The following is a 19,140-nucleotide window of genomic DNA, read 5'->3' on the forward strand; positions in this document are numbered from 1 at the left end:
CTTTAAGGCAACATCTCGAAGACCATCCCTGTTTGACGATCCACTTCGTACCAGCCGTAGGTCGCAGTGTGGCTGGGTTCACCAGGATTATTAACGGTTTCGTAAACGTGTATCAAATAATTGGTGGGCGTTTGTTCGACGACTTCGATGTAGGTGCTATTTTGGGGGGCAACGGTACGCACCAGTGCTTGCCATTCGCTGACAGCCGCTAAATTCGCCACCTGTTCAATGGCGATCGCCTCGGTGATTTCTGGGGTAGAAGGTGTGGTGATTGGTGCTGTGGTAGAGTTCCTGGAGCCAGGTTGTACCCGTTGGGCGACGGCCACCATTGGCTCGCTATTGGGGGGACTGACCGTGAAAGTAATGCGCTGTTTATCTTCGTTGAGTTCGGCATCCACGGGCGTCGGTACGTCTTCATAGACACTCCACACATAACCCGATAATGTCCGACTGGTGAGATTAGAAAGTTCGAGGCGATCGCCTTCAATGTCCGCCACAATTTTGTCACCTTCTCGGTAGAGCACGAGGGTGTCTGTCTCTTCCCCCGGATTTCCTTCTGCCGGAATCCAAGCCCCCACAAAATCATCGAGGGTCACGGGCGCTTGGGTTGTGGGTGATGGCGGTGGATTTTCCCCAACGGGTTGGGTTTGGGGTGTACTGGCTTCGGGTTGCCCTAAAAATTTCAGTAACTGAGCCGGATCCTTCAGGAAGAAGATGCCTAGCCCGGTGATTACAACAATGCCTAAACCCAAAATCCAGTTCCCGTTTGACCGATTAGGTGGGGGTGCCTGGGGTCTTGGGGGAGGGGCCGATGGATAAGCTGGCGTGGTTGCACTGCCACACACCTCACAAAAGCGATCGCCTGGGTTGAGGGCAGCACCACATTGCATACAAAAATGGGGAGTAGTCATGGCAGTTAGACCAAACGCAGCAAAAAAGCACAACTAACCTTAATTGATCAAAATTCCTGTAAGGGATGATATTCAGATAAATAGCCTGGAGCTGAGGAAAAAGAGTTTCTTTAGAAAGATTTTAGTTTTTTAATGGCTAGCAGATCTAGCTTTGCTTTTAACAACAAAATAGTTTCTTTTCTTTGGGAAATCCCCTTTATTTATATTGTATCAAAAGGCTTCAAGAGACATAATTAAGCATTGATTTTTTTATTTAACAAACTCATTCTTTAGGCAATATAAAATTCAACTTTATTTAATAGTTCTCAACGAAGGACTGAATCGCGAAATAATGTAAAGAGGATTCAATATTTAACTCATTTAGCAATTATTAATACCTATAATTGGTGTGGAGCCAGAAAAAATTTTAAGCGTTATCAATTGCTTAGGTACTGACTCAAATTTAGTTTGCTGGTTTTCTCGACGATAACTTCAGGCCTGCGCTACTGGACTTAGCTGTTTCCCTCACCCGCAGGGGAACTTTCTCGCGACGGAGGTCGGCTCCATGAAAAAGCAACATCGAGCGGCAAGTATTGGCTTGCAGTTATTAGCCGTTACCTGCCCAGTACTATTTATCAATAATTTGGCGATCGCCCAAAGCTTGAGCGAATCCCCCCAGGATGTTCTCAATAACTATCTGCTGGAACGTCCCCCCCTGAGAACTATCCAGTTTCAAAATCTCCAGGATATCCAGGCCCGCCGCCACGAATTACAGTTCCAGGCCAGTGATGGGGTGACCCTTGATTTTTTACCTTATCTTCAATCCCCCGGTGCCCTGCCCCAATTGGCCAACATCATCAGAACCCAAGGCATTGACCCTAATCCCCAGCTCACCGTCGCCGCCTACGATTTTGCAGATCGGCTGATCATTTTGCAGCGGCTGGAATATCAAGGTAGTGCCCTTGCCTGTGACCAACGGGGCGAAGCATTAACCGACCTCGGCATTCTTTGTTTCAATCGCCAAACCAAACCCAGAACCCTACAGCAGCCTGCACCAACCCAGAACAACATCAGCACCAAAATTACAGAAATTAGAGGTAAGCTCAATCAACTGAACACTAGCCCCATTAACGGCTACACCCTCAGCCAACTGCGGGCTCTCCCAGACGACGAACTGCTCCAGGTGGCCCTTAACAATGGCAGGATTACCGAAGAAACCTATCTCATGGTGCCCAAGGTTCAATACAGAACCTTACTGGATGTACCCTTTGTTCGGCCTAATGTTGACTTTACACAACCGAACTTTAGCTTTCTCGAAACCAGCAATCTCTATCAACCGATTCCCCGAAGGTCGATCACCTCAAACCGGAATCTGCCCCTTGAAATGCGTGACAATAATCAACGGCCGAATTTTTCCCTCGTCCGCCCCCAACTGGATTTATCACAACTAGCCCGTGGCGATCGCCACACAGAAACCCATTACCTAGTGAATGGTTTTACTTGGGGCAGTGGGCGGGAATGGCGACACCGCATTGGCGACTGCATCGATTTATTCTTTGGTGATGTTTGTGTCTATGCAGAACCCTATGCCAGCCTTGGTTATGGCTTGGGTTTAAGGATTCCTCTCCAGTTGGATCTAACCGTTGACCGGACAATTCAGGTGGCGAATAATCAACTAACGGCTTTTTCCCCCACCGTTGATCTCACGCCCATCGATGGCAATGCCAACACCTACCAAGCAGCGGGTATCCCCAGTGATCAGATCTTTGGCGGACAGGAAATCGTTGCAGAAGTTCAAGGTACCGTCGGCGTTAGGTGTGACCTAGAAGTGTGGAGCTGTGGCAACAATAGAAAGCTAGGTATTGGAGTAGACCTAACGGACTATCTGAGTTCCGGTGGCAACATGACACCCCCTGCCCCAGGACAAAGTTTCTCCATCGGCGAAGTGTGGTCCCCTGATGTAACTGGAGGAACTTTAAACTACGGCATCGTCGGCGCGACTTTCCACCTTGGTTCTCAGCTGAATATGGTTGGTCAAGATCTGGAGATGTTGGCCCAGTTTCCCCCCGTGGTTGGCCCCAACAATGGCACCCACACCGTTGAACAATTTCCGGCAACCTATCAACCCCTCGTTTTTAACAACAATTCCTTTTTCAGGATTTATGAACCGACCTACCAAGCCAATTGGAATATCATCCCCGGCATGAAGGTCAAAGCCTGGTTAGGGGTAGATATTGGCGTGGCCTATCTAGGGGCAAAAACAGACCGGACTTGGTGGTTTGAAGATCTCAGTATTGAATCCCCCAATTTTACTTTTACGTCCCATGCGGACACAACAACAGGCTACAACATTCAAGTGGATCACGATAATTTAAACATCACTGCCTTCTAGTTTCAAAAAATTAAAAATAATTTCTGTCCAGGATTCTCTGTTGGTTATAAAGCAGTTGTACCTGGACAGATTACCTCTGCTTTAAAGGCATTGAGTATTTCTAAGGATTGGGGTTGAGATTTGTTGCTAAGTTAATTTGTCAAATTGGACATGGTGCTAGCCTAAAAATATTAAAAGATTTTCATTTTTTGGTGGTGTTAATGAAGTGTTGATATCCATTAAAAAGTATTGCAAAATATTGGTTTTTTCTGCATTTTTTGCTGGAGCAATTATTGCTTGTCAACCCGAAAATCAGCAGCAAAAAGTTGTCGTTTATGTCTCTGTTGATCGCACCTATGCAGAACCAATTTTGACGGAATTTACAGCGGCAACGGGCATTGATGTGTTGCCCGTCTATGATGTGGAGGCGACAAAAACCACGGGTTTAGCCCAGCGTCTCTTGCGGGAAAAGGAACGACCCCAGGCGGATGTGTTTTGGAGTGGAGAATTCGCCCAAACCTTACTGTTGCAAGGAGAGGGAGTTTTAGTACCCTATGAACCGCCAGTTGCTGCGGCGCTACCACCCCAGTACCGGGATCCCGAAGGTTATTGGACGGGAATGGGAGGACGGGCAAGGGTATTGCTGATTAATACGGATCGTTTAGCAATTGATGAAGCGCCCCAGTCTTTAACCGATCTCACCAGCGATCAATGGCCTGGGTCAGAAATGGCGATCGCCTATCCTTTTTTCGGCACCACAGCGACCCATGCAGCCGCCCTCTATGCAGTTTGGGGGCCAGAGCCAGCCCGGGCGTTTTTTACTGATTTCCAACGTAAAAATGTGCAGGTCGTCGATGGGAACTCGGTGGTGCGGGATCTGGTGGTCGATGGTCAGGTGAGCATTGGCCTGACGGATACCGATGATGCCTGTAGCGCCGTGGCAAAGGGGGCACCGGTGGCCCTGGTATTTCCGGATCAGGGGCCTGGGGAGATGGGGACGTTTGTCTTGACGGGAACAGTGGCCGTAATTGCGGATGGGCCGAATCCTGACCAGGGGCAAGCACTGGTGGATTTTCTCGTCAGTCCAGAAACGGAACAACGGTTGATGGCCGTGGGGGGTAGCCAATTGCCTTTATATCCTGGAGTGGCGGTGTCCGGTTGTCTGACAGGACAAAGTATCCAAGGAATGACGGTGGGTTTAGATGCCATTTATGGGCAGTTAGAACCGTCAAAGCAAGACCTGAGTGAAATTTTTATTCGCTAATGAAAGGCGATCGCCACAGATTAAATCCATGGACAACCCTGGGGTTGGGGGGGTTTCTGATGATGGTCTTTGGGCCGCTGTTGAGCTTGATGGCCAGCGTGATCGTTGAACTGGGCCAAGGGAATGGCGCTTGGTTATCTCTACTGGTGTCGACGGGGCGACGCTGGCAACTGTTGGGGAATAGTCTGCAATTGGCGATCGCCGTGGCGACAGTGAGCACGGTATTGGGGGGTCTGATTGCCTGTTACCTGTGGCAGACGGCCTGGGCTTGGCGGTGGCGGTGGGGGTTGTTGCCGCTCCTATTTGTGCCGAGCTATATCCATTCCTTCGGCTGGTCGGCGTTGGGTCTGGGGTTGAATGGGGGTTTACGCAGCCTTGGTTTTGGGACGATCCCCCTCCAGGGATGGTGGAGTTGCGGTTGGGTGGAGGTGATGGCGTTTTTGCCTTTGGCGGTGGGTTTGGGCTGGTTGGGTTTGGCGGCGGTGGGTCGGGAAGCAATTGAGGCGGCGCGGCTCCTGGTGCCGGATCTACAGGTGTTGGGACAAATTATTTTGCCCCTGGCGTTACCGAGTTTTGTGGCCAGTTTTGGCTTGATTTTTCTGTTGAGCTTAATGGACTATAGCCTCCCTTCCCTGTTTGGCATTGGCACCTATGCCCTGGAAATTTTCGCGGAATACAGCACCAGCAATGAACCAGCCCGGGCGTTTCTGTTGGCGGTGCCCCTCCTGGCGATCGCCTGGGGGGTGATTTTGATCTTACAACTGCCCCTCCAGCAAACGATGCAACTCTCACCCCAGGAAAATCTCTGGGAAATTCCCCCCTGTTGGCCTTGGTGGTTCATCTGGCTCCAGCATCTAGCCCTTGGTCTTTTTGCCTTGCAAATTTTGGTGCCCCTCGTTAATTTGCTGGTCGTAGCGGCCCAGGAATCCCAGTGGTTTCCCCCGATCCAAACTGCTGCCGGGGAAATAACTTTTACCGTTGGCCTGGGTTTGACGGTGGCGAGCGCCGCTTTACCCCTAGCCTTGGCGATCGCCCAGCTTCTCAACCGTGATGACCGTTGGGGGAGAGTGACTTGGGGGCTAGTCATTTGGGCCTTGGCTTTACCCGCACCCCTAGTGGGGATTGGCTTGATTGATCTGTGGAATCGCCCGCTTCCCCTGGAAATTTACAGCACACCGTTGATGCCATTTTTAGCCCACCTCGCCCGCTTTACCCCCTTCGCGAGTTTGGTACTCCTAGCCCAATTACAGCAATTGAACCAACCCCTCTGGGAGGCGATCCGCTTGGAAGTTGGCCCCCGGTGGCGGATTTGGCTCTGGTTGCGTTTACCACTGCTCCTACCGGGATTGTTGGCGGCGGCGGGCCTGGTCTTTGCCCTCAGTGTCGGTGAATTGGGCGCGACTTTGATCGTGATTCCCCCTGGATATTCCACCCTCACCCTCCGGATTTATAACTACTTGCATTACGGCGCGGCGGCATCGGTGGCAGTGCTATGTCTGGTGTTGGTGGCGATCGCCTTTGGGGTTGGTGGACTGATGGCTTGGGGATTAAGGGGTTGGGGCACCATTTACCGAGGGGGAGATAGACCATGATCCAAGTCGAAAATCTCAGTAAAACCTATCAGATAGCTAAAATTCTGGATAATTTAGCTCTGACAGTGGAACCAGGGCAAACCGTGGCGATTTTAGGGCCATCCGGGAGCGGCAAAACCACCCTGTTACGCCTAATTGCTGGCCTTGAACAACCCGATGGCGGTACCATTTCCCTCGCGGGTCAGGTGGTCAGTTCTTCAACGCAAATCCTTGCCCCCCACCAACGCCACATTGGGTTTGTCTTTCAAACGCCGATTCTCTGGCCCCACATGACCATCTCCCAAAATATTGCCTTTGGCCTGGGCCACCTCACAGCCCCGGTGAAAAAACAGCGCATTCAACAACTCCTCGAACGGTTGGCGATCGCCCCCTTGGCCCACCGCTATCCCTACCAACTTTCCGGGGGGGAGGCGAAACGGGCTTCCTTGGCAAGGGTTTTAGCGCCCCATCCCCCCTATGTCCTTTTCGATGAACCCCTGACGAACCTGGATCTCACCCTTAAACAAACTCTGCTCCATTACATCCGCGAATATCTTGAGCTAACTGCCGCCTGTGCCCTTTATGTCACCCATGACCCGACCGAAGCCCAATATCTCAGCGAGAAAATTTTCTGGCTAAAGGGAGGAAAGCTGCAATCCGATGAAATCCCCTGAACCATACAGCTTAAAACTCTGGAAATACCTGCTTTTTGGCGCAATTGTCAGCACCTTGGGCCTATTTATCTGGGAACTTTTGTCTCTCTTTCAAAGCTGGCAGGGACAACCCAAACAACCAGGCTGGGAAATTATTCGTCCTCCCCAGGAAGTTTCTGCCCTCGTCATCCAAGGTGATCATCTCTGGGCCGGGGGTCAGGCAGGGGTCTTTCAAATTGCTCTACAACCTCCCCATACCGTTGAACCCCTCCAATGCGATCGCTCGTTGCAGTTTGTCCGTGCCCTAGCCATCGATCCCGACGGTGTGCTCTGGATTGGCCATGACAAGGGTTTAAATTATGTCGATGCCCAAGGATGCCACCCCTATCAATCCGATGAGCCGTTTTTTCAGGGTCAAATTAATGCCCTCTATGTGGATCGGGCGGGTCAGCTTTGGGTCGGCACCTGGGAGGGGGCAGCCGTCAAGGAAGATAACGATTGGCGCTTTTTAACCCCGGCGGATGGACTACCGGATCAGATGGTAAATGTCATCCATCAAGATGCCGAGGGGGGAATGTGGTTTGGCTCGGCGGTGGCTCCTAAAGGCGGGTTAAGCCACTGTATTAAGAAATCCTGCCAACTTTTTTCGACGGCCAATGGGCTGGCCCATAATAACATTACAGGCCTATTTAGCGATGATACAGGGCATCTCTGGGTAGGCATGGGCCTTTTTGATCGTGGTGGCCTCGCTCGCCTGGAACGACGCACGACTGGCTGGGCGATCGCCCAAATTTTCACCAAAGCAGATGGCCTTGCTGGAGAAAAAGTCCGCTCCATCTACCAAGATCAAACCGGGGTGCTGTGGTTTGGCTCTGAATATGACGGTTTAGCTCGCTTAGATTCCCAGGGACGATGGCTCATTCTCACGGAAGCCGATGGTCTGGCGGATCAGGAGGTAAAGGCAATGGTACAGGATCGATTTGGTAATCTCTGGCTCGGTACCCGTAACGGCATTACGCGACTCGATGCCCAATATTTACGCAATTTAGAGGAGCAATAACCATGGCGGCTTCTTCTAATGGGCAAAGCCAACAGGCACCGAAAACCCTGGTGCAATTGCTGGGCTGGCTTTTAAAAGCTTTTCTGCAAGCATTACCCCGCCAAATCGTGGTTGGGGTTATCGTCGGTGGTGTGATGTGGCTGGTGCATACTTTCCTATTGGTTGGTGTGAACGAAGGGTTTAATCCGACCACAAATCCTTGGCTCGGTTCCGTCTTGGTGATCTCGGATCAGCTTATACCCGGCACATTATTTTGGCTATTTAGTGGCATTTTGGTGGGTCACCTATTTCGAGGCACCCTGGGTAACTATCTCAAGGGGATTGGTCAACTGCCGCAAATCTGCGTGGATGTTGGCCAACAAGCGAGTCAATTTCAAAGTCCTTTCCCCTGGGTGGGTCTGGCGGTGGCGATCGCCTTTAGTACCTTCTTGGGCAATCTGCTGGTGAGCATCCAAATCGCTCTGTTTGCCCTGGCCGCCGTTTGTGACCCCCAACATCTCCTGCGCCTTGCGGCTCAGTTGGGTTGGCAAGATGCCCATCGTCTATTTCGCCATCAATCTTCCCCAGCTTTGTCCCAGGTCATGTTACAAACCCTCCTAGCTGGCCTCATGGTGGGCTATCTCATTGCGGCCATTTGCTTCTGGTTTTTTGGCGGCATTCCCCAATTACTTTTCCTCGGGGCGATCGCCATTGCTCTTGTTCTCATTTTGAGGGGCAATCAACCACCATCGACCCAGACTTTACTACTGCTATCGCTCAGTTTGGTAGGGTTTTACGTCGCCCATGGCATTCCTGTCCTCGCCGATGACTGTGGTTGGCAAGAAGCAGGTGGTAGCCTAGATCGCTGGTTAGCCAGTGGCCCCTGCGTTATCACAACAGCGACCCTCGGTTTTCCTGCTGCGGGTGGTTTCTGGACAGGCTGGATTTTAGGTAATTTACCTTCAATTCCCACAGTTATCTATGGCACTGGCACGCCGGATGATCCTTTTCGCGACTATCCTGATGCCAATAATCCCCCCTGGAAACAAGGCATCTACGGCACGGGTACAAAAGAAGATCCTTTCCGCGATTATCCTGATGTGAATAATCCACCGCAAACCCCAGGTATCTACGGCAGTGGCACACCCGATGATCCCTATCGTGATTATCCTGATGCCAATAATCCCCCCTGGAAACAAGGCATCTACGGCACTGGTACAAAAGAGGATCCTTTCCGGGACTATCCTGATGTGAATAATCCGCCACAAACCCCAGGTATTTACGGCAGTGGAACACCCGATGACCCCTATCGAGATTACCCCGATGCCAATAATCCCCCCTGGAAACAAGGTATCTACGGCACGGGTACGAGAGAAGATCCTTTCCGAGATTATCCCGACGCGAAGAATCCACCGTGGCAACAAAACATTACTGGAAGCGGCACGAGAAATGATCCCGTTCGCAATGTGAACATCCCACCTGGACAGAATTTTCCAGCTTCACCGGGCCAAGGGCCAGGCGTACCGAAGCAACCTGGGATGCCAAATGCACCTTTTTATAATCCCAATAGTTGGGTTCCTGTAAATCCGGATGCACCTTTTGACCCACGGGTAAATCAATGGATTGGGTCGCGGGAAGTATATTCCAATGATTGGGAAGTAACGCCCGATGGAAAATTTGTCACCCTTAAAGATAATCCGCTATTTGTCATTCCGATTTCTCAAATTACGGGAGATTCTGGGGATGATTGGGCGACGATTTTTAGTACCCCAGTTCCAAGCGCAGATCATGATCAATATGTTGAAGGTATTGTTGATACGGCTTTGATCATTGATAGTCTTGAGGCGTTAACGGGTGATTCTGAGATCCGCCCATTGACAAGATCGGGCTGGAACCAGCTTTCTGATGCGGATAAACAGCAAACCCTACAATACATTGCGAATTTATGTGGCCATAAATTGGGAGTAGGGCCGGTACAGGTCGATTTCGGTTCTGGCCTAAAGGATGCTAATGGCAATATGGTTCATGCCCACTTCGATCCAAATACAGGGCGAGTTGTGTTTAACACTGACTCATACATGTATAAAAATCCTCAACAGGCGATCGCCACCATTGGCCATGAGGTGAAGCACGCTCAACAATGGGATCCGAATAACCCCATGGAAAACCCCACGGCCCGCCACGCCGCGACGACGAATGCCCAAAAATATACAGGCTCAGACACCGATCCAGTGATTTATGCGGGTCAATATAACGAAAATGATGCTGAATCCTTTGGTAACCGTTTGGGCAATGCCCTGAGTAAAGAAGCCTACAAGAAAGAGTTAGCCAGCATTAAAGATGTCTGGGATCAACTGAAGGGAGGCGCAGAACAGGCACCAAAAAATCAACCACCAAAATCCTGGGTACGGGAGAAAACGCTCATGGATTTTGTCAGTAAGGCAAATCCCCAGCAACGGCAGCAAATCTATAACCTTGTTAAATCCGGTGCTTTAAAAGTTAAAGATGATTGGGGGCGAGAGGTATGGTAACGCCACAAGAACATCCGTTATTACCCTTAGCAACGGCGATCGCCAATTTAGGCTATCAACCAACGTCGTTACTCTGGAATGCAACCCAACGCATGGCCCAGGTACCGGGTTTAGCCCAGGATCTTTTAGCCTATGTAAAAACAGGTTCACCGCCTCCAGATTTTTCCCAGCAACAACCGGCGATGTTGTTTAAACCCTTGCCAGGTGGCTATAGTGTTGCAACCCTAATTCGGGATTATCAGTTTCAGGCAATTGGTGCTTTTTTGATCGCTGTAGAACTCAGTCTGCGTCCCGACCAAGGAAAAGCTTTATTAAATTATTTTTCTCACCGGGGTTATTGGCGTACAAATACCGATGGTTCAAGGGATCTGATCTTTCCCCCGCTCACAGAACAACTGCCCCAATGTCCCCAATGCCGTAGCCGCTGGTTTGAAGATCTGCCCCGGTGTCCAAGCTGTGGCTTTGTCCGTCACCATGTCACTGTTGAGGATGGCCCCTTACCCTTCGAGGAATTGGCGACAATGGCGCAAACTCAATCTGTTGATCAAAAAGTTCCAGCGGCGATCGCCCCTAACCATCCCATTCCCCCGACGAGCGTGAATCGACGCTGTGCCCAATGTCATCATCTTTTATCCCAAAACAGTCATTTTTGTCCCCATTGTGGTGCCGTTGTTGCGGTGGCTGCTGCACCTATTGAGCATCCTTCAGCTTGTCCGAAATGTGGCCATCTAGCCCGCCCTGGTGCAAAATTCTGTAGTCATTGCGGTCTGAATTTAAACTAACTCTTGTCTCTGCCTATCCCTGGGACTCATCTCCTAACGATAGAGGGTGAAAATCCTCTCATCTATCATTCATTACAATTCATTATTACTTCTTAAGTACTGTCGTATTGTTAAAGATGGAGTCTCTATTTTTTTAGACGACTCTTAAGTAAAGAAAATCTGGAGAAAAATTATTGTGGATACCGCAGTTCGTAAGGTGAAAGGTCAATGCCGTTGTGGACAGGTGAAATTTGAGGTCACGTCAGAACCATTGATTACAATGGCTTGTCATTGTGTGGGGTGTCAGAAAATAACTGCAAGTGCATTATTTCCAAACGCTACTTTTTTACTTTAGACACAAAAATCTCTGAAAAGCATAGCAAGACAATGATTTACCGATGAGGCGATCGCCATGTTGCATCACGAAAGTCTGCGGTAATATCCTGATAAGCCTGGTTTGTTGTGTGGCAGGTGCGGCGTACCCCCTAGTTCAACCATAAAAACCAAAAAGTAAAGCCCACGGAGAGGAAATATGTCATGGCAGACCAAACATTTAAGACGTCGCCACAAATCTACGCGCGGGCAGTGGGGGTGTTGTATCTGATCATTATCGTCCTCGGACTTTTTAGCGAAATATTCGTGCGATCGCCGCTTATTGCTCCAGGAGATGCAGCGACGACTGCCAGCAACATTATGGCAGCAGAGCCGCTTTTCCGGGTTGGATTTCTAGCCGACTCAATCATGTGCCTGAGTGATGTGGCCGTGGCTGTATTACTGTTCGTACTTCTGCGGCCAATTAATAAAATACTTGCTCTGATTGCTCTATGTTTCCGAGTGACCCAGACAGCAGTAATTGCCCTTAGTCTCCTCAACTATTACGCAGCCATACTTCTTTTGAAAGGTTCAAGCTATACTGCGGCATTCGATGTCGCTCAACTCAATTCACTTTCATTACTATTTCTTGATCTTCACAGTTATGGGTATGATCTCGGCCTGATTCTGTTTGGGGTTCATTGTCTCGTTCTCGGTTACTTAATTGCCAAGTCGCTATATATGCCCAGGGTGCTTGGATACTTAGTCATGGCTGCGGGTGTTACTTATCTGATTGGGAGTTATACACGGTTTTTGTTTCCGGATTTCGTCGAAGCTATCGCGCCAATTTATCTGGTGACGATTATTTCAGAACTCTCCCTATGTCTGTGGTTGCTGATTAAGGGAGTGAATCCAGAACAGTGGCAAGAAAAGGCAGAGAGTGTTGGTTTGCTATAAAAAAATATATTTTTTGAATGGGACAGATTACCTCATTGTTCGTTAGAAAAGTTGTCGGAGTCGTTGAAGATGCCCTCGACAAAGATGACCTCTTGAAATCGCTCGGTATTGATCCAGATAGCGCCGCTGATCCCTCCCAGATGGTTTCTGATACCAATTACTATTCATTTTTAGAAAAGATTGCCATAGCCGAAAATAATGGTACAACTTTGCCACTGCGAGCAGGGGCAGCAATGCGTTGTGATGATTATGGTGCTTTTGGCCTGGCCTGGAAGTCAGCCACAAATCTGGGCGGCTCCTATGAACGGGCAGAACGTTATGCTCGTGTGCTGACAAGCGTTTCGACCTATACAGTTGAGCGAGTAGACCAAGGCGCATTTATACACTTACATCGAATGGGCGATCGCCGCCTGGGGATGCGACTTTCCAATGAAGCGACAATTGCCAGTATCGTCTCAATTAGCCGGCAAGTCTCTACCAAGCCCTTCACACCGCTAGCCGTTTACTTCAAGCACCAAGCCCCTAAACGCATCAGAAAACATCAAGCCTATTTTGGCTGTCCAATGCACTTCGATGCAGACCGAGACGCATTATTAGTTTCCAATGAGTCGTTGCGAACCCCCAACCAGCTTGGCGACAAAAGTATTTCCCAATTTTTTGATACCCATCTTGAGACTGAACTCTCTAAACTAGCAGACCCCCATTCCCTCGAACACCAGGTGCGTATTTACGTTTCTCGATGCCTGAGTGAAGGTGTGCCAACGATCTCTGATGTTGCCGAGCACTTCACCATAAGCGGACGCACCTTACAACGCCGACTCTCAGAGCTAGGTTACTCCTACCAAACGCTGGTGGATGAGTCACGGCGTCAGTTAGCAGAACGGCTTTTACAGCAGACTGATTATTCTCTAGCAGAAATCGCTTTCATGACGGGCTTTTCTGAACAAAGTGCTTTTACACGAGCTTTTAAGCGCTGGGCTGGACAGACACCACGTTCTTTCCGTCTTAATCTCCAGACCAAACCAAATTAAGCCGAACTTGGCGCACTCAGTCAAAATTTCGGCAGCAACTGTCAAGAAATTCCCTAGTTGGACTTTTTATAGTGGGCTTACAGTTCACCCAACAAAGGGAAGCAAACCATGAACACTATTCAACATCAAGCTTATAATTCAAACGGATTAACCCTTGTCCTCGGTGGCACCGGCAAGACAGGACGACGGATTGTTACTGCGCTAGAAGCAAAGGGCATACCGACCCGGATCGGTTCACGCTCAGCCACACCAGCCTTCGATTGGCACCATGAAACTAGCTGGGATGCCTGTCTTAAAAATGTAGCAGCGGTTTACATCAACTATGCGCCAGATCTAGCCATGCCGGGAGCGACGGATGCTATTCAGGCTTTTGTTGATCGCGCTAAAGGTCATGGTGTTAAACGCTTGGTACTCCTGTCGGGTCGAGGCGAAATCGAAGCCCAAGCCTGTGAACAGATTGTGCAGGAGAGTGGTCTTGATTGGACAATCATCCGAGCCAGTTGGTTTAATCAAAATTTCTCAGAGGGTGCGTTCCTCGAAATGGTCACGGCTGGACAAATCACTCTCCCAGCGGGTGATATTTCTGAGCCTTTTGTAGATGTCGATGATATTGCCGAGGTTGCTGTTGCTGCCCTGACAGAAACGGAGCATGCTGGAGAAATTTACGAAGTCACTGGCCCTCGCTTAATGACCTTTGCTGATATTGCGGCTGAGTTGTCAAATGCCAGCGGCTGTAAGATTACCTATGTGCCAGTTCCCCACGATGCTTTTGTGGCTGGTATCAAAGAATCTGGCGCCCCCAAAGAAGTAGTTTGGATGCTGGACTATCTTTTTAACACTGTGCTTGATGGCCGCAATGCCTATCTCACCGATGGCATTCAGCGTGCCTTAGGACGTTCACCCAAGGATTTTGCTGATTATGCTAGCGAGGTTGCTGCCACCGGCCTATGGCAACCAGTGACCCTGTAGGAAGGCACGAGAAGTTTGAGGCAGGACGCAGAAGTTAGAAATTGTTATCAATATTTTTGTGCGTCCTGTTTAAACCGATAAAACTGGTCGGCCGCTAACCCTAGGGAATACATCATCAGGCTGTTGCTCGAAACCCCGACCACTGTACCCACCAGGGGAATCATTTCGAGAAAACTTAGGCCTGTTTTGAGACCATTGCCACCGAGGGACAAGCCAAAAATTGCCAGAATTTCTGCCCGGCGACGGGGATCCTGGAGATTCAGCCCATGGAGGCCAGAAATTTGATAAACCATCTCCGCCTGGAGTCTTGTCATACTTGCCAACTCCCAGCCGAATAATGCCAGAGCCAAAGGGGGCAAAAGATTGGCCACAAATCCTAATTTGGCAGCTTCTAGACTTTTTGCTTGGATAACTCGCTGGGTTAGTTGGGTTGGATTTTCGTTGGGATAAGCCTGTTTTAACCGCTGAATCTCAGCCTGAGCCATTGCCACATCCACATCTCCGACAATTGCTGCTAGCCAACCAAAGCCAAAGATTTTCTGAATTGTTTTAAAAATAGGATTGTTGGCGATCGCCGCCAGATTTTGCCCTGTATTAGCAGTGAAAGTTTCAATGAAATCGTGGAGATCTTTTTGGCGGGCTTTGGAATCGAAGGGATTAGTCGGCATAAACTCCCAAATCACTTACAGGCTAATAGTCGTTTCTTTACGGTAACAAGTTGCTCCCCAATCAACCTCTGTAAAGAGAAGCAGTTTGATGCTAATCACCCAGCATAGAGTGCTAGAAAAAATTGTCTGGAGGTCGTGAAAGAGCTTTGATGGGGCTAGGAGCAAGCTTGACGTAGGCCAGTCTTCAAGCCATGGTGGGGAAAATAGTTATTGTTCACAGTATCCTTTAGGATATGGGTAGCTTCCCTAAAATGTTTTCTCCTGTTTTTGCTGAACTTTCCATGTAGAAAGCTTTTTAGGGCTTGTGTTTGTCAAGCGGCTTAAGTTGACAATGCCGTTTAGCCTCATCCATATTTTGAATTGCTGAAAGTCAGTATATTTTTACCATTACTAACATTCATCAACTTTTTTAAAATGCCTTTAAAAACTAGCTCTACCGCTGTTACGACGCCAGCAGACAAAGCAGGGCTAGGTATGTTCGGTGGGGTCTTTACCCCTTCGCTGCTGACCATTTTGGGGGTGATTATGTACCTCCGCTTTGGTTGGGTGGTTGGCAATGTCGGCCTTTTTGGCACATGGCTGATTGTCACGATGGCTGTGAGCATTACCTTTCTGACAACGTTATCAATTTGTGCGATCGCCACTGATCGGGTCGTGCGAACTGGTGGCGCTTATTTTATGATTAGCCGCTCCCTAGGGATCGAGACCGGAGGAGCCGTAGGGATTCCCCTCTACTTTGCCCAGGCGCTGTCAGTTGCACTTTATACCATTGGATTTGCCGAAAGCGTTGTCAATGCCTTTGGCCGCTTCAACCAGACTTACATTGCCCTAATTGTCACCATTCTTGTGGCAGTATTAGCAATTACCTCAGCCGAAATTGCCATCAAAGCCCAGTACTTCATCATGGCGATCATCGCCTTATCGCTTGTTTCCCTAGCTTTCGGTTCACCACTGGAAGCAACTCAGCTAGAACCCTGGGGTACGGATAGTGGCGAATCTTTCTGGACAGTTTTTGCCGTCTTTTTCCCAGCCGTGACCGGAATTATGGCCGGGGTTAATATGTCCGGCGATCTCAAAGAACCGACAAAGGCAATTCCTACAGGTACATTGGCAGCCGTCGGCGTTGGTTATTTGATCTATATGGCTCTGCCTTTTTTTCTTGCCACTCGAGCCGATGCCAGTACGTTAGTTGAAAATCCCCTAATTATGCAGCAGATCGCCTTTTGGGGGCCATCAATTCTGTTAGGCATTTGGGGAGCGACATTATCGAGTGCTATCGGTAGCATTTTAGGGGCCCCCCGGATTCTGCAAGCCTTGGCAAGGGACCGTGTTTTACCGCGATGGCTAAGCTTCCTAGGCAAAGGCAGTGGTCCTAATAACGAACCACGCATCGGCACGGCGATCACCTTAGGGATCGTCACAGTAGCGGTCATGGTGGGTGATTTAAACTTAATCGCACCAGTGCTGAGTATGTTTTTTCTCACAACCTACCTAGTACTCAACATTGCCGCTGGCGTTGAAGGATTTCTTGATAGTCCCTCTTTTCGCCCTTTATTTGCAGTGCATTGGTCTTTCTCGCTGCTTGGGGCTCTTGGATGTTTAGCAGTTATGTTTTTAATTAATCCAGTGGCGACCATCGTTGCTGGGTTAATTGTTGCGATGATCTTTTTGTGGATTCAGCGACGGGAATTAAAGAGTACTTGGGGAGATGCCCGTCGCGGTATTTGGATGATGCTGTTGAGAACAAGCCTATTTCAACTGGGTCATCACCCCGATCCGAGAACATGGCGGCCCCATATGTTAGTTCTTTCTGGTGCACCAACGCGGCGTTGGGGATTAATCGAATTAGCAGATGGGTTAAATCGCAATCGGGGCCTGTTTACCATTGCAAGTATTTTGCCGATGGATTCTCGCAGTATCCGTCAGCAGCAGCAAATGGAAAAGAGCATTAATGATTATCTGCAAGAGCGAAATATACAAGCATTGGTCAGAGTCTTGACCGCCCAAGATCCATTTGTGGGCGTGGAGCGGCTTGTTGAAATTTATGGCCTTGGCCCCATCGTGCCTGATACAGTCCTCCTTGGTAATAATGAAACCCCCGAAAATCGCAGTAGCTATTGTCAGCTTATCCATGCACTGCATCGCGCTGAGCGTAATGTGATTATCTATCGAGAGAAATCTCAGCCCGAAAGTAAGCAGCATCATCAAATTGATGTTTGGTGGGGAGGTTTGCACGCTAATGGTGCACTGATGATGATCTTGGCAGAGCTACTGCGGGACAGTATGGAATGGCGTAGCGCTCAAATTTATTTGAAGCTAGTGGTGCCGGATCAATCAGCCGCAGCAACTGCCAAACAAAATATTAATGTCCTGGTACAAACGCTTCGCATTGATGCAGAGATTTGTATCTTGGTGGCAGAAGGTCGATCATTTGATGAGATTTTGTCTGAGTCTTCGCGTAATGCAGATCAAGTCATCCTCGGTATCGCAGAACCGAACGAGAATTTTTGTGATTACTATGCCTCCATTGAAGAGAGAATCCATGATCTACCATCTACAATGTTGGTTCTTGCTGCACCAAGCTTCGCCTTTGCTGAAGTCCTAAAAAAGTAGTACTTATTTTTTTTGATCCAACTTCAAATCCTGCTGTATCAAAAAATCTGCACTTCATGACTCTGTAATGGGCATTAGGTCGTTCACAATAAGGGGGTTCCGCAGCTCTCGCTACCCATGGATATTATTTTAGCTCTTTGTATTGGCGTTACTCTCAGTGCTGCTGCTGGCTTTCGTATTTTCATTCCCCCGCTAATACTCAGTGGGATGGCGATCTTCGGCGATCTATCCCTCGGTGAAGATTTTGTCTGGTTGGGAACTTACCCAGCCTTTTTTGCTTTTGGAATAGCGACGATCGTTGAAATACTTGCTTACTACATTCCTGTTGTTGACAATTTATTAGATGGGATTGAGATTCCTTTGGCGATCGCTGTTGGTACTCTTTTAACTTCTGCCAGCCTGGGGCAGCTAACTGAACTGGAACCGTTACTCCAATGGACTTTAGCAATTCTTGCAGGTGGAAGTACTGCCGGTACCATTGAAACTTTTACGGCGGTAACGCGAGGCGCTTCAACTACGGCTACTGGCGGCATTGCTAATCCAGTGGTGTCAACGGTCGAGGCTCTTAGTGCTGGAGTTTTATCTTTACTGGCACTATTTGTGCCGTTCCTGGCAATAGCGATTGTTGTTGGGGTTCTGGGAGTTGCGCTACAGCGACTATTTCGTGTTTTTGTTCGAAAATCTAGATCTTAGTGATCTCAGAGCAATTGATTATGAGATTGCTGAGGAAAACAATCTTGCAATTTTTGACCAGACAATATTTCTGATAATGTGCCCAAGCTGTTAAATGACCTGACTGCCATTGGTCATCAAGGCCCAGTCTTTGAAAAGGTTGCAGTGAATCCTTACGGAGCCTGTTTTGGCAGGAGCAACTATTTATTGTAGGTTTGGCGGTCTCTTCATGTTTTCTTTTTATTTATGCTTGCGAAATTTGTATACTTGCCAGATTGTCAAGTCATAGCGCAAGAAAATTAACATTGCGTTACAATACAATCAAGGTGATAGCGTCAGTGCCCCATAAAAAAATCGAGGATGACAATCTTCGCCGCGAAGACTAAAACTTACTCAATATTCGCGGCGATCGCCTTTACTGATAGCTACTGGTTTACGTACTCATGTTTCCTAACCTCCTCAATGCCACCCAAAAATACTGGCCGCCCTGGAAGCAAGGTATCAACAGGGTGAAATTTCATTACAAGAAGTTAATGCAAAGGTGACCAGACTAATACGAGAATTAGGAAATGAGCGACGCCGCAGCCTACACAATTTCAAGAATATGCTGCAGGGGTGGTTTAGTCAGCAAAAGGAATTCGTTTACGGGTTAATCCTGTTGGCAGTTGTAACCTATGGTTGGGTCATTTCAACGACACAGTTCTCTTAGCTCGACTTTATCCATTGAAAGAAGTGAGGAAACGGTAACGGTAGCAAGATCAGAATAGAAGATTTGCAGAGGTTCTGAGGCAATGCTACCGGGGGCGAGGGAGCCAAATTCTGGTTATCAGTGCTCAAT

Annotated in this window: 14 protein-coding genes and 1 pseudogene; 13 read left to right on the forward strand and 2 right to left on the reverse strand. The window is 48.8% G+C overall.

What is annotated here, in order from left to right; translation table 11 throughout:
- Positions 1-2 precede the first annotated feature (2 nt).
- A complete protein-coding gene (locus FEK30_RS16445; protein WP_138073908.1) occupies positions 3-911 on the reverse strand; it encodes a zinc ribbon domain-containing protein in 909 nt (302 codons plus the stop codon).
- A 544-nt stretch (positions 912-1,455) separates the two neighbouring features.
- Between FEK30_RS16445 and FEK30_RS16450 the strand changes: the two genes are divergently transcribed.
- The 11 genes and pseudogenes from FEK30_RS16450 to FEK30_RS16500 all read left to right on the forward strand — a co-directional run bounded on the left by FEK30_RS16450 (position 1,456) and on the right by FEK30_RS16500 (position 14,349).
- Positions 1,456-3,282: a hypothetical protein gene (locus tag FEK30_RS16450; protein ID WP_138073909.1), complete on the forward strand. Its 1,827-nt coding sequence runs from the start codon at positions 1,456-1,458 to the stop codon at positions 3,280-3,282.
- Between the two features lie 238 nt (positions 3,283-3,520).
- Positions 3,521-4,525, forward strand: a complete 1,005-nt coding sequence (locus FEK30_RS16455) for an extracellular solute-binding protein (RefSeq protein ID WP_255448037.1) — start codon at positions 3,521-3,523, stop codon at positions 4,523-4,525.
- Positions 4,525-6,117, forward strand: coding sequence for an ABC transporter permease (locus FEK30_RS16460; protein ID WP_138073911.1), 1,593 nt, complete (start codon positions 4,525-4,527; stop codon positions 6,115-6,117). The genes FEK30_RS16455 and FEK30_RS16460 overlap by 1 nt, the downstream gene beginning before the upstream one ends.
- Positions 6,114-6,770 (forward strand): ABC transporter ATP-binding protein, encoded by a 657-nt coding sequence (locus tag FEK30_RS16465; RefSeq protein ID WP_138073912.1) that lies wholly within the window; start codon positions 6,114-6,116, stop codon positions 6,768-6,770. Before FEK30_RS16460 ends, FEK30_RS16465 begins: the two co-directional genes overlap by 4 nt.
- Positions 6,757-7,809 carry a ligand-binding sensor domain-containing protein gene (locus tag FEK30_RS16470; RefSeq protein ID WP_138073913.1) on the forward strand — a complete coding sequence of 351 codons (1,053 nt, stop codon included), beginning with the start codon at positions 6,757-6,759 and terminating at the stop codon, positions 7,807-7,809. The genes FEK30_RS16465 and FEK30_RS16470 overlap by 14 nt, the downstream gene beginning before the upstream one ends.
- A 2-nt stretch (positions 7,810-7,811) precedes the next feature.
- A complete protein-coding gene (locus tag FEK30_RS16475; RefSeq protein WP_138073914.1) occupies positions 7,812-10,319 on the forward strand; it encodes an AI-2E family transporter in 2,508 nt (835 codons plus the stop codon).
- Entirely contained in the window at positions 10,313-11,101 is a 789-nt protein-coding gene (locus FEK30_RS16480; protein WP_138073915.1) for a double zinc ribbon domain-containing protein, read from the forward strand. The genes FEK30_RS16475 and FEK30_RS16480 overlap by 7 nt, the downstream gene beginning before the upstream one ends.
- 175 nt (positions 11,102-11,276) lie before the next feature.
- Positions 11,277-11,426 (forward strand): annotated as a pseudogene (locus FEK30_RS17335) (GFA family protein); the annotation flags it as partial.
- Between the two features lie 191 nt (positions 11,427-11,617).
- The gene (locus FEK30_RS16490) at positions 11,618-12,349 is read left to right on the forward strand and encodes a DUF4386 domain-containing protein (RefSeq protein ID WP_138073916.1); all 732 of its coding nucleotides are present in this window, start codon (positions 11,618-11,620) and stop codon (positions 12,347-12,349) included.
- Positions 12,350-12,366: 17 nt separating this feature from the next.
- Positions 12,367-13,380 (forward strand): AraC family transcriptional regulator, encoded by a 1,014-nt coding sequence (locus tag FEK30_RS16495; RefSeq protein WP_138073917.1) that lies wholly within the window; start codon positions 12,367-12,369, stop codon positions 13,378-13,380.
- Between the two features lie 108 nt (positions 13,381-13,488).
- Complete coding sequence (locus FEK30_RS16500) at positions 13,489-14,349, forward strand: NAD(P)H-binding protein (RefSeq protein ID WP_138073918.1); 861 nt, start codon at positions 13,489-13,491, stop codon at positions 14,347-14,349.
- 47 nt (positions 14,350-14,396) lie between these two features.
- Here the strand turns inward: FEK30_RS16500 and FEK30_RS16505 are convergent, their stop codons facing one another.
- Positions 14,397-15,017: a hypothetical protein gene (locus tag FEK30_RS16505; protein ID WP_138073919.1), complete on the reverse strand. Its 621-nt coding sequence runs from the start codon at positions 15,015-15,017 to the stop codon at positions 14,397-14,399.
- Between the two features lie 414 nt (positions 15,018-15,431).
- Here FEK30_RS16505 and FEK30_RS16510 point away from each other — a divergent pair, with 414 nt between their 5' ends.
- Both FEK30_RS16510 and FEK30_RS16515 read left to right on the forward strand, forming a co-directional pair.
- Positions 15,432-17,630 carry an amino acid permease gene (locus FEK30_RS16510; RefSeq protein WP_065711873.1) on the forward strand — a complete coding sequence of 733 codons (2,199 nt, stop codon included), beginning with the start codon at positions 15,432-15,434 and terminating at the stop codon, positions 17,628-17,630.
- 117 nt (positions 17,631-17,747) lie between these two features.
- Complete coding sequence (locus tag FEK30_RS16515; RefSeq protein WP_012305601.1) at positions 17,748-18,323, forward strand: DUF4126 domain-containing protein; 576 nt, start codon at positions 17,748-17,750, stop codon at positions 18,321-18,323.
- The last annotated feature ends 817 nt before the right edge of the window (positions 18,324-19,140 follow it).

Origin of the sequence: Picosynechococcus sp. PCC 11901, assembly GCF_005577135.1 — a bacterium.
Classification (GTDB): domain Bacteria; phylum Cyanobacteriota; class Cyanobacteriia; order Cyanobacteriales; family MRBY01; genus MRBY01.

What these genes read in the sequence shown, in the direction of transcription:
- FEK30_RS16500 (WP_138073918.1), top strand. Translation starts at nt 13,489, where the DNA reads ATGAACACTATTCAACATCAAGCTTATAATTCAAACGGATTAACCCTT.
- FEK30_RS16480 (WP_138073915.1), top strand. Translation starts at nt 10,313, where the DNA reads ATGGTAACGCCACAAGAACATCCGTTATTACCCTTAGCAACGGCGATC.
- FEK30_RS16505 (WP_138073919.1), bottom strand. Translation starts at nt 15,017, where the DNA reads ATGCCGACTAATCCCTTCGATTCCAAAGCCCGCCAAAAAGATCTCCAC.
- FEK30_RS16495 (WP_138073917.1), top strand. Translation starts at nt 12,367, where the DNA reads ATGGGACAGATTACCTCATTGTTCGTTAGAAAAGTTGTCGGAGTCGTT.
- FEK30_RS16460 (WP_138073911.1), top strand. Translation starts at nt 4,525, where the DNA reads ATGAAAGGCGATCGCCACAGATTAAATCCATGGACAACCCTGGGGTTG.
- FEK30_RS16445 (WP_138073908.1), bottom strand. Translation starts at nt 911, where the DNA reads ATGACTACTCCCCATTTTTGTATGCAATGTGGTGCTGCCCTCAACCCA.
- FEK30_RS16515 (WP_012305601.1), top strand. Translation starts at nt 17,748, where the DNA reads ATGGATATTATTTTAGCTCTTTGTATTGGCGTTACTCTCAGTGCTGCT.
- FEK30_RS16475 (WP_138073914.1), top strand. Translation starts at nt 7,812, where the DNA reads ATGGCGGCTTCTTCTAATGGGCAAAGCCAACAGGCACCGAAAACCCTG.
- FEK30_RS16470 (WP_138073913.1), top strand. Translation starts at nt 6,757, where the DNA reads ATGAAATCCCCTGAACCATACAGCTTAAAACTCTGGAAATACCTGCTT.
- FEK30_RS16490 (WP_138073916.1), top strand. Translation starts at nt 11,618, where the DNA reads ATGGCAGACCAAACATTTAAGACGTCGCCACAAATCTACGCGCGGGCA.
- FEK30_RS16450 (WP_138073909.1), top strand. Translation starts at nt 1,456, where the DNA reads ATGAAAAAGCAACATCGAGCGGCAAGTATTGGCTTGCAGTTATTAGCC.
- FEK30_RS16465 (WP_138073912.1), top strand. Translation starts at nt 6,114, where the DNA reads ATGATCCAAGTCGAAAATCTCAGTAAAACCTATCAGATAGCTAAAATT.
- FEK30_RS16510 (WP_065711873.1), top strand. Translation starts at nt 15,432, where the DNA reads ATGCCTTTAAAAACTAGCTCTACCGCTGTTACGACGCCAGCAGACAAA.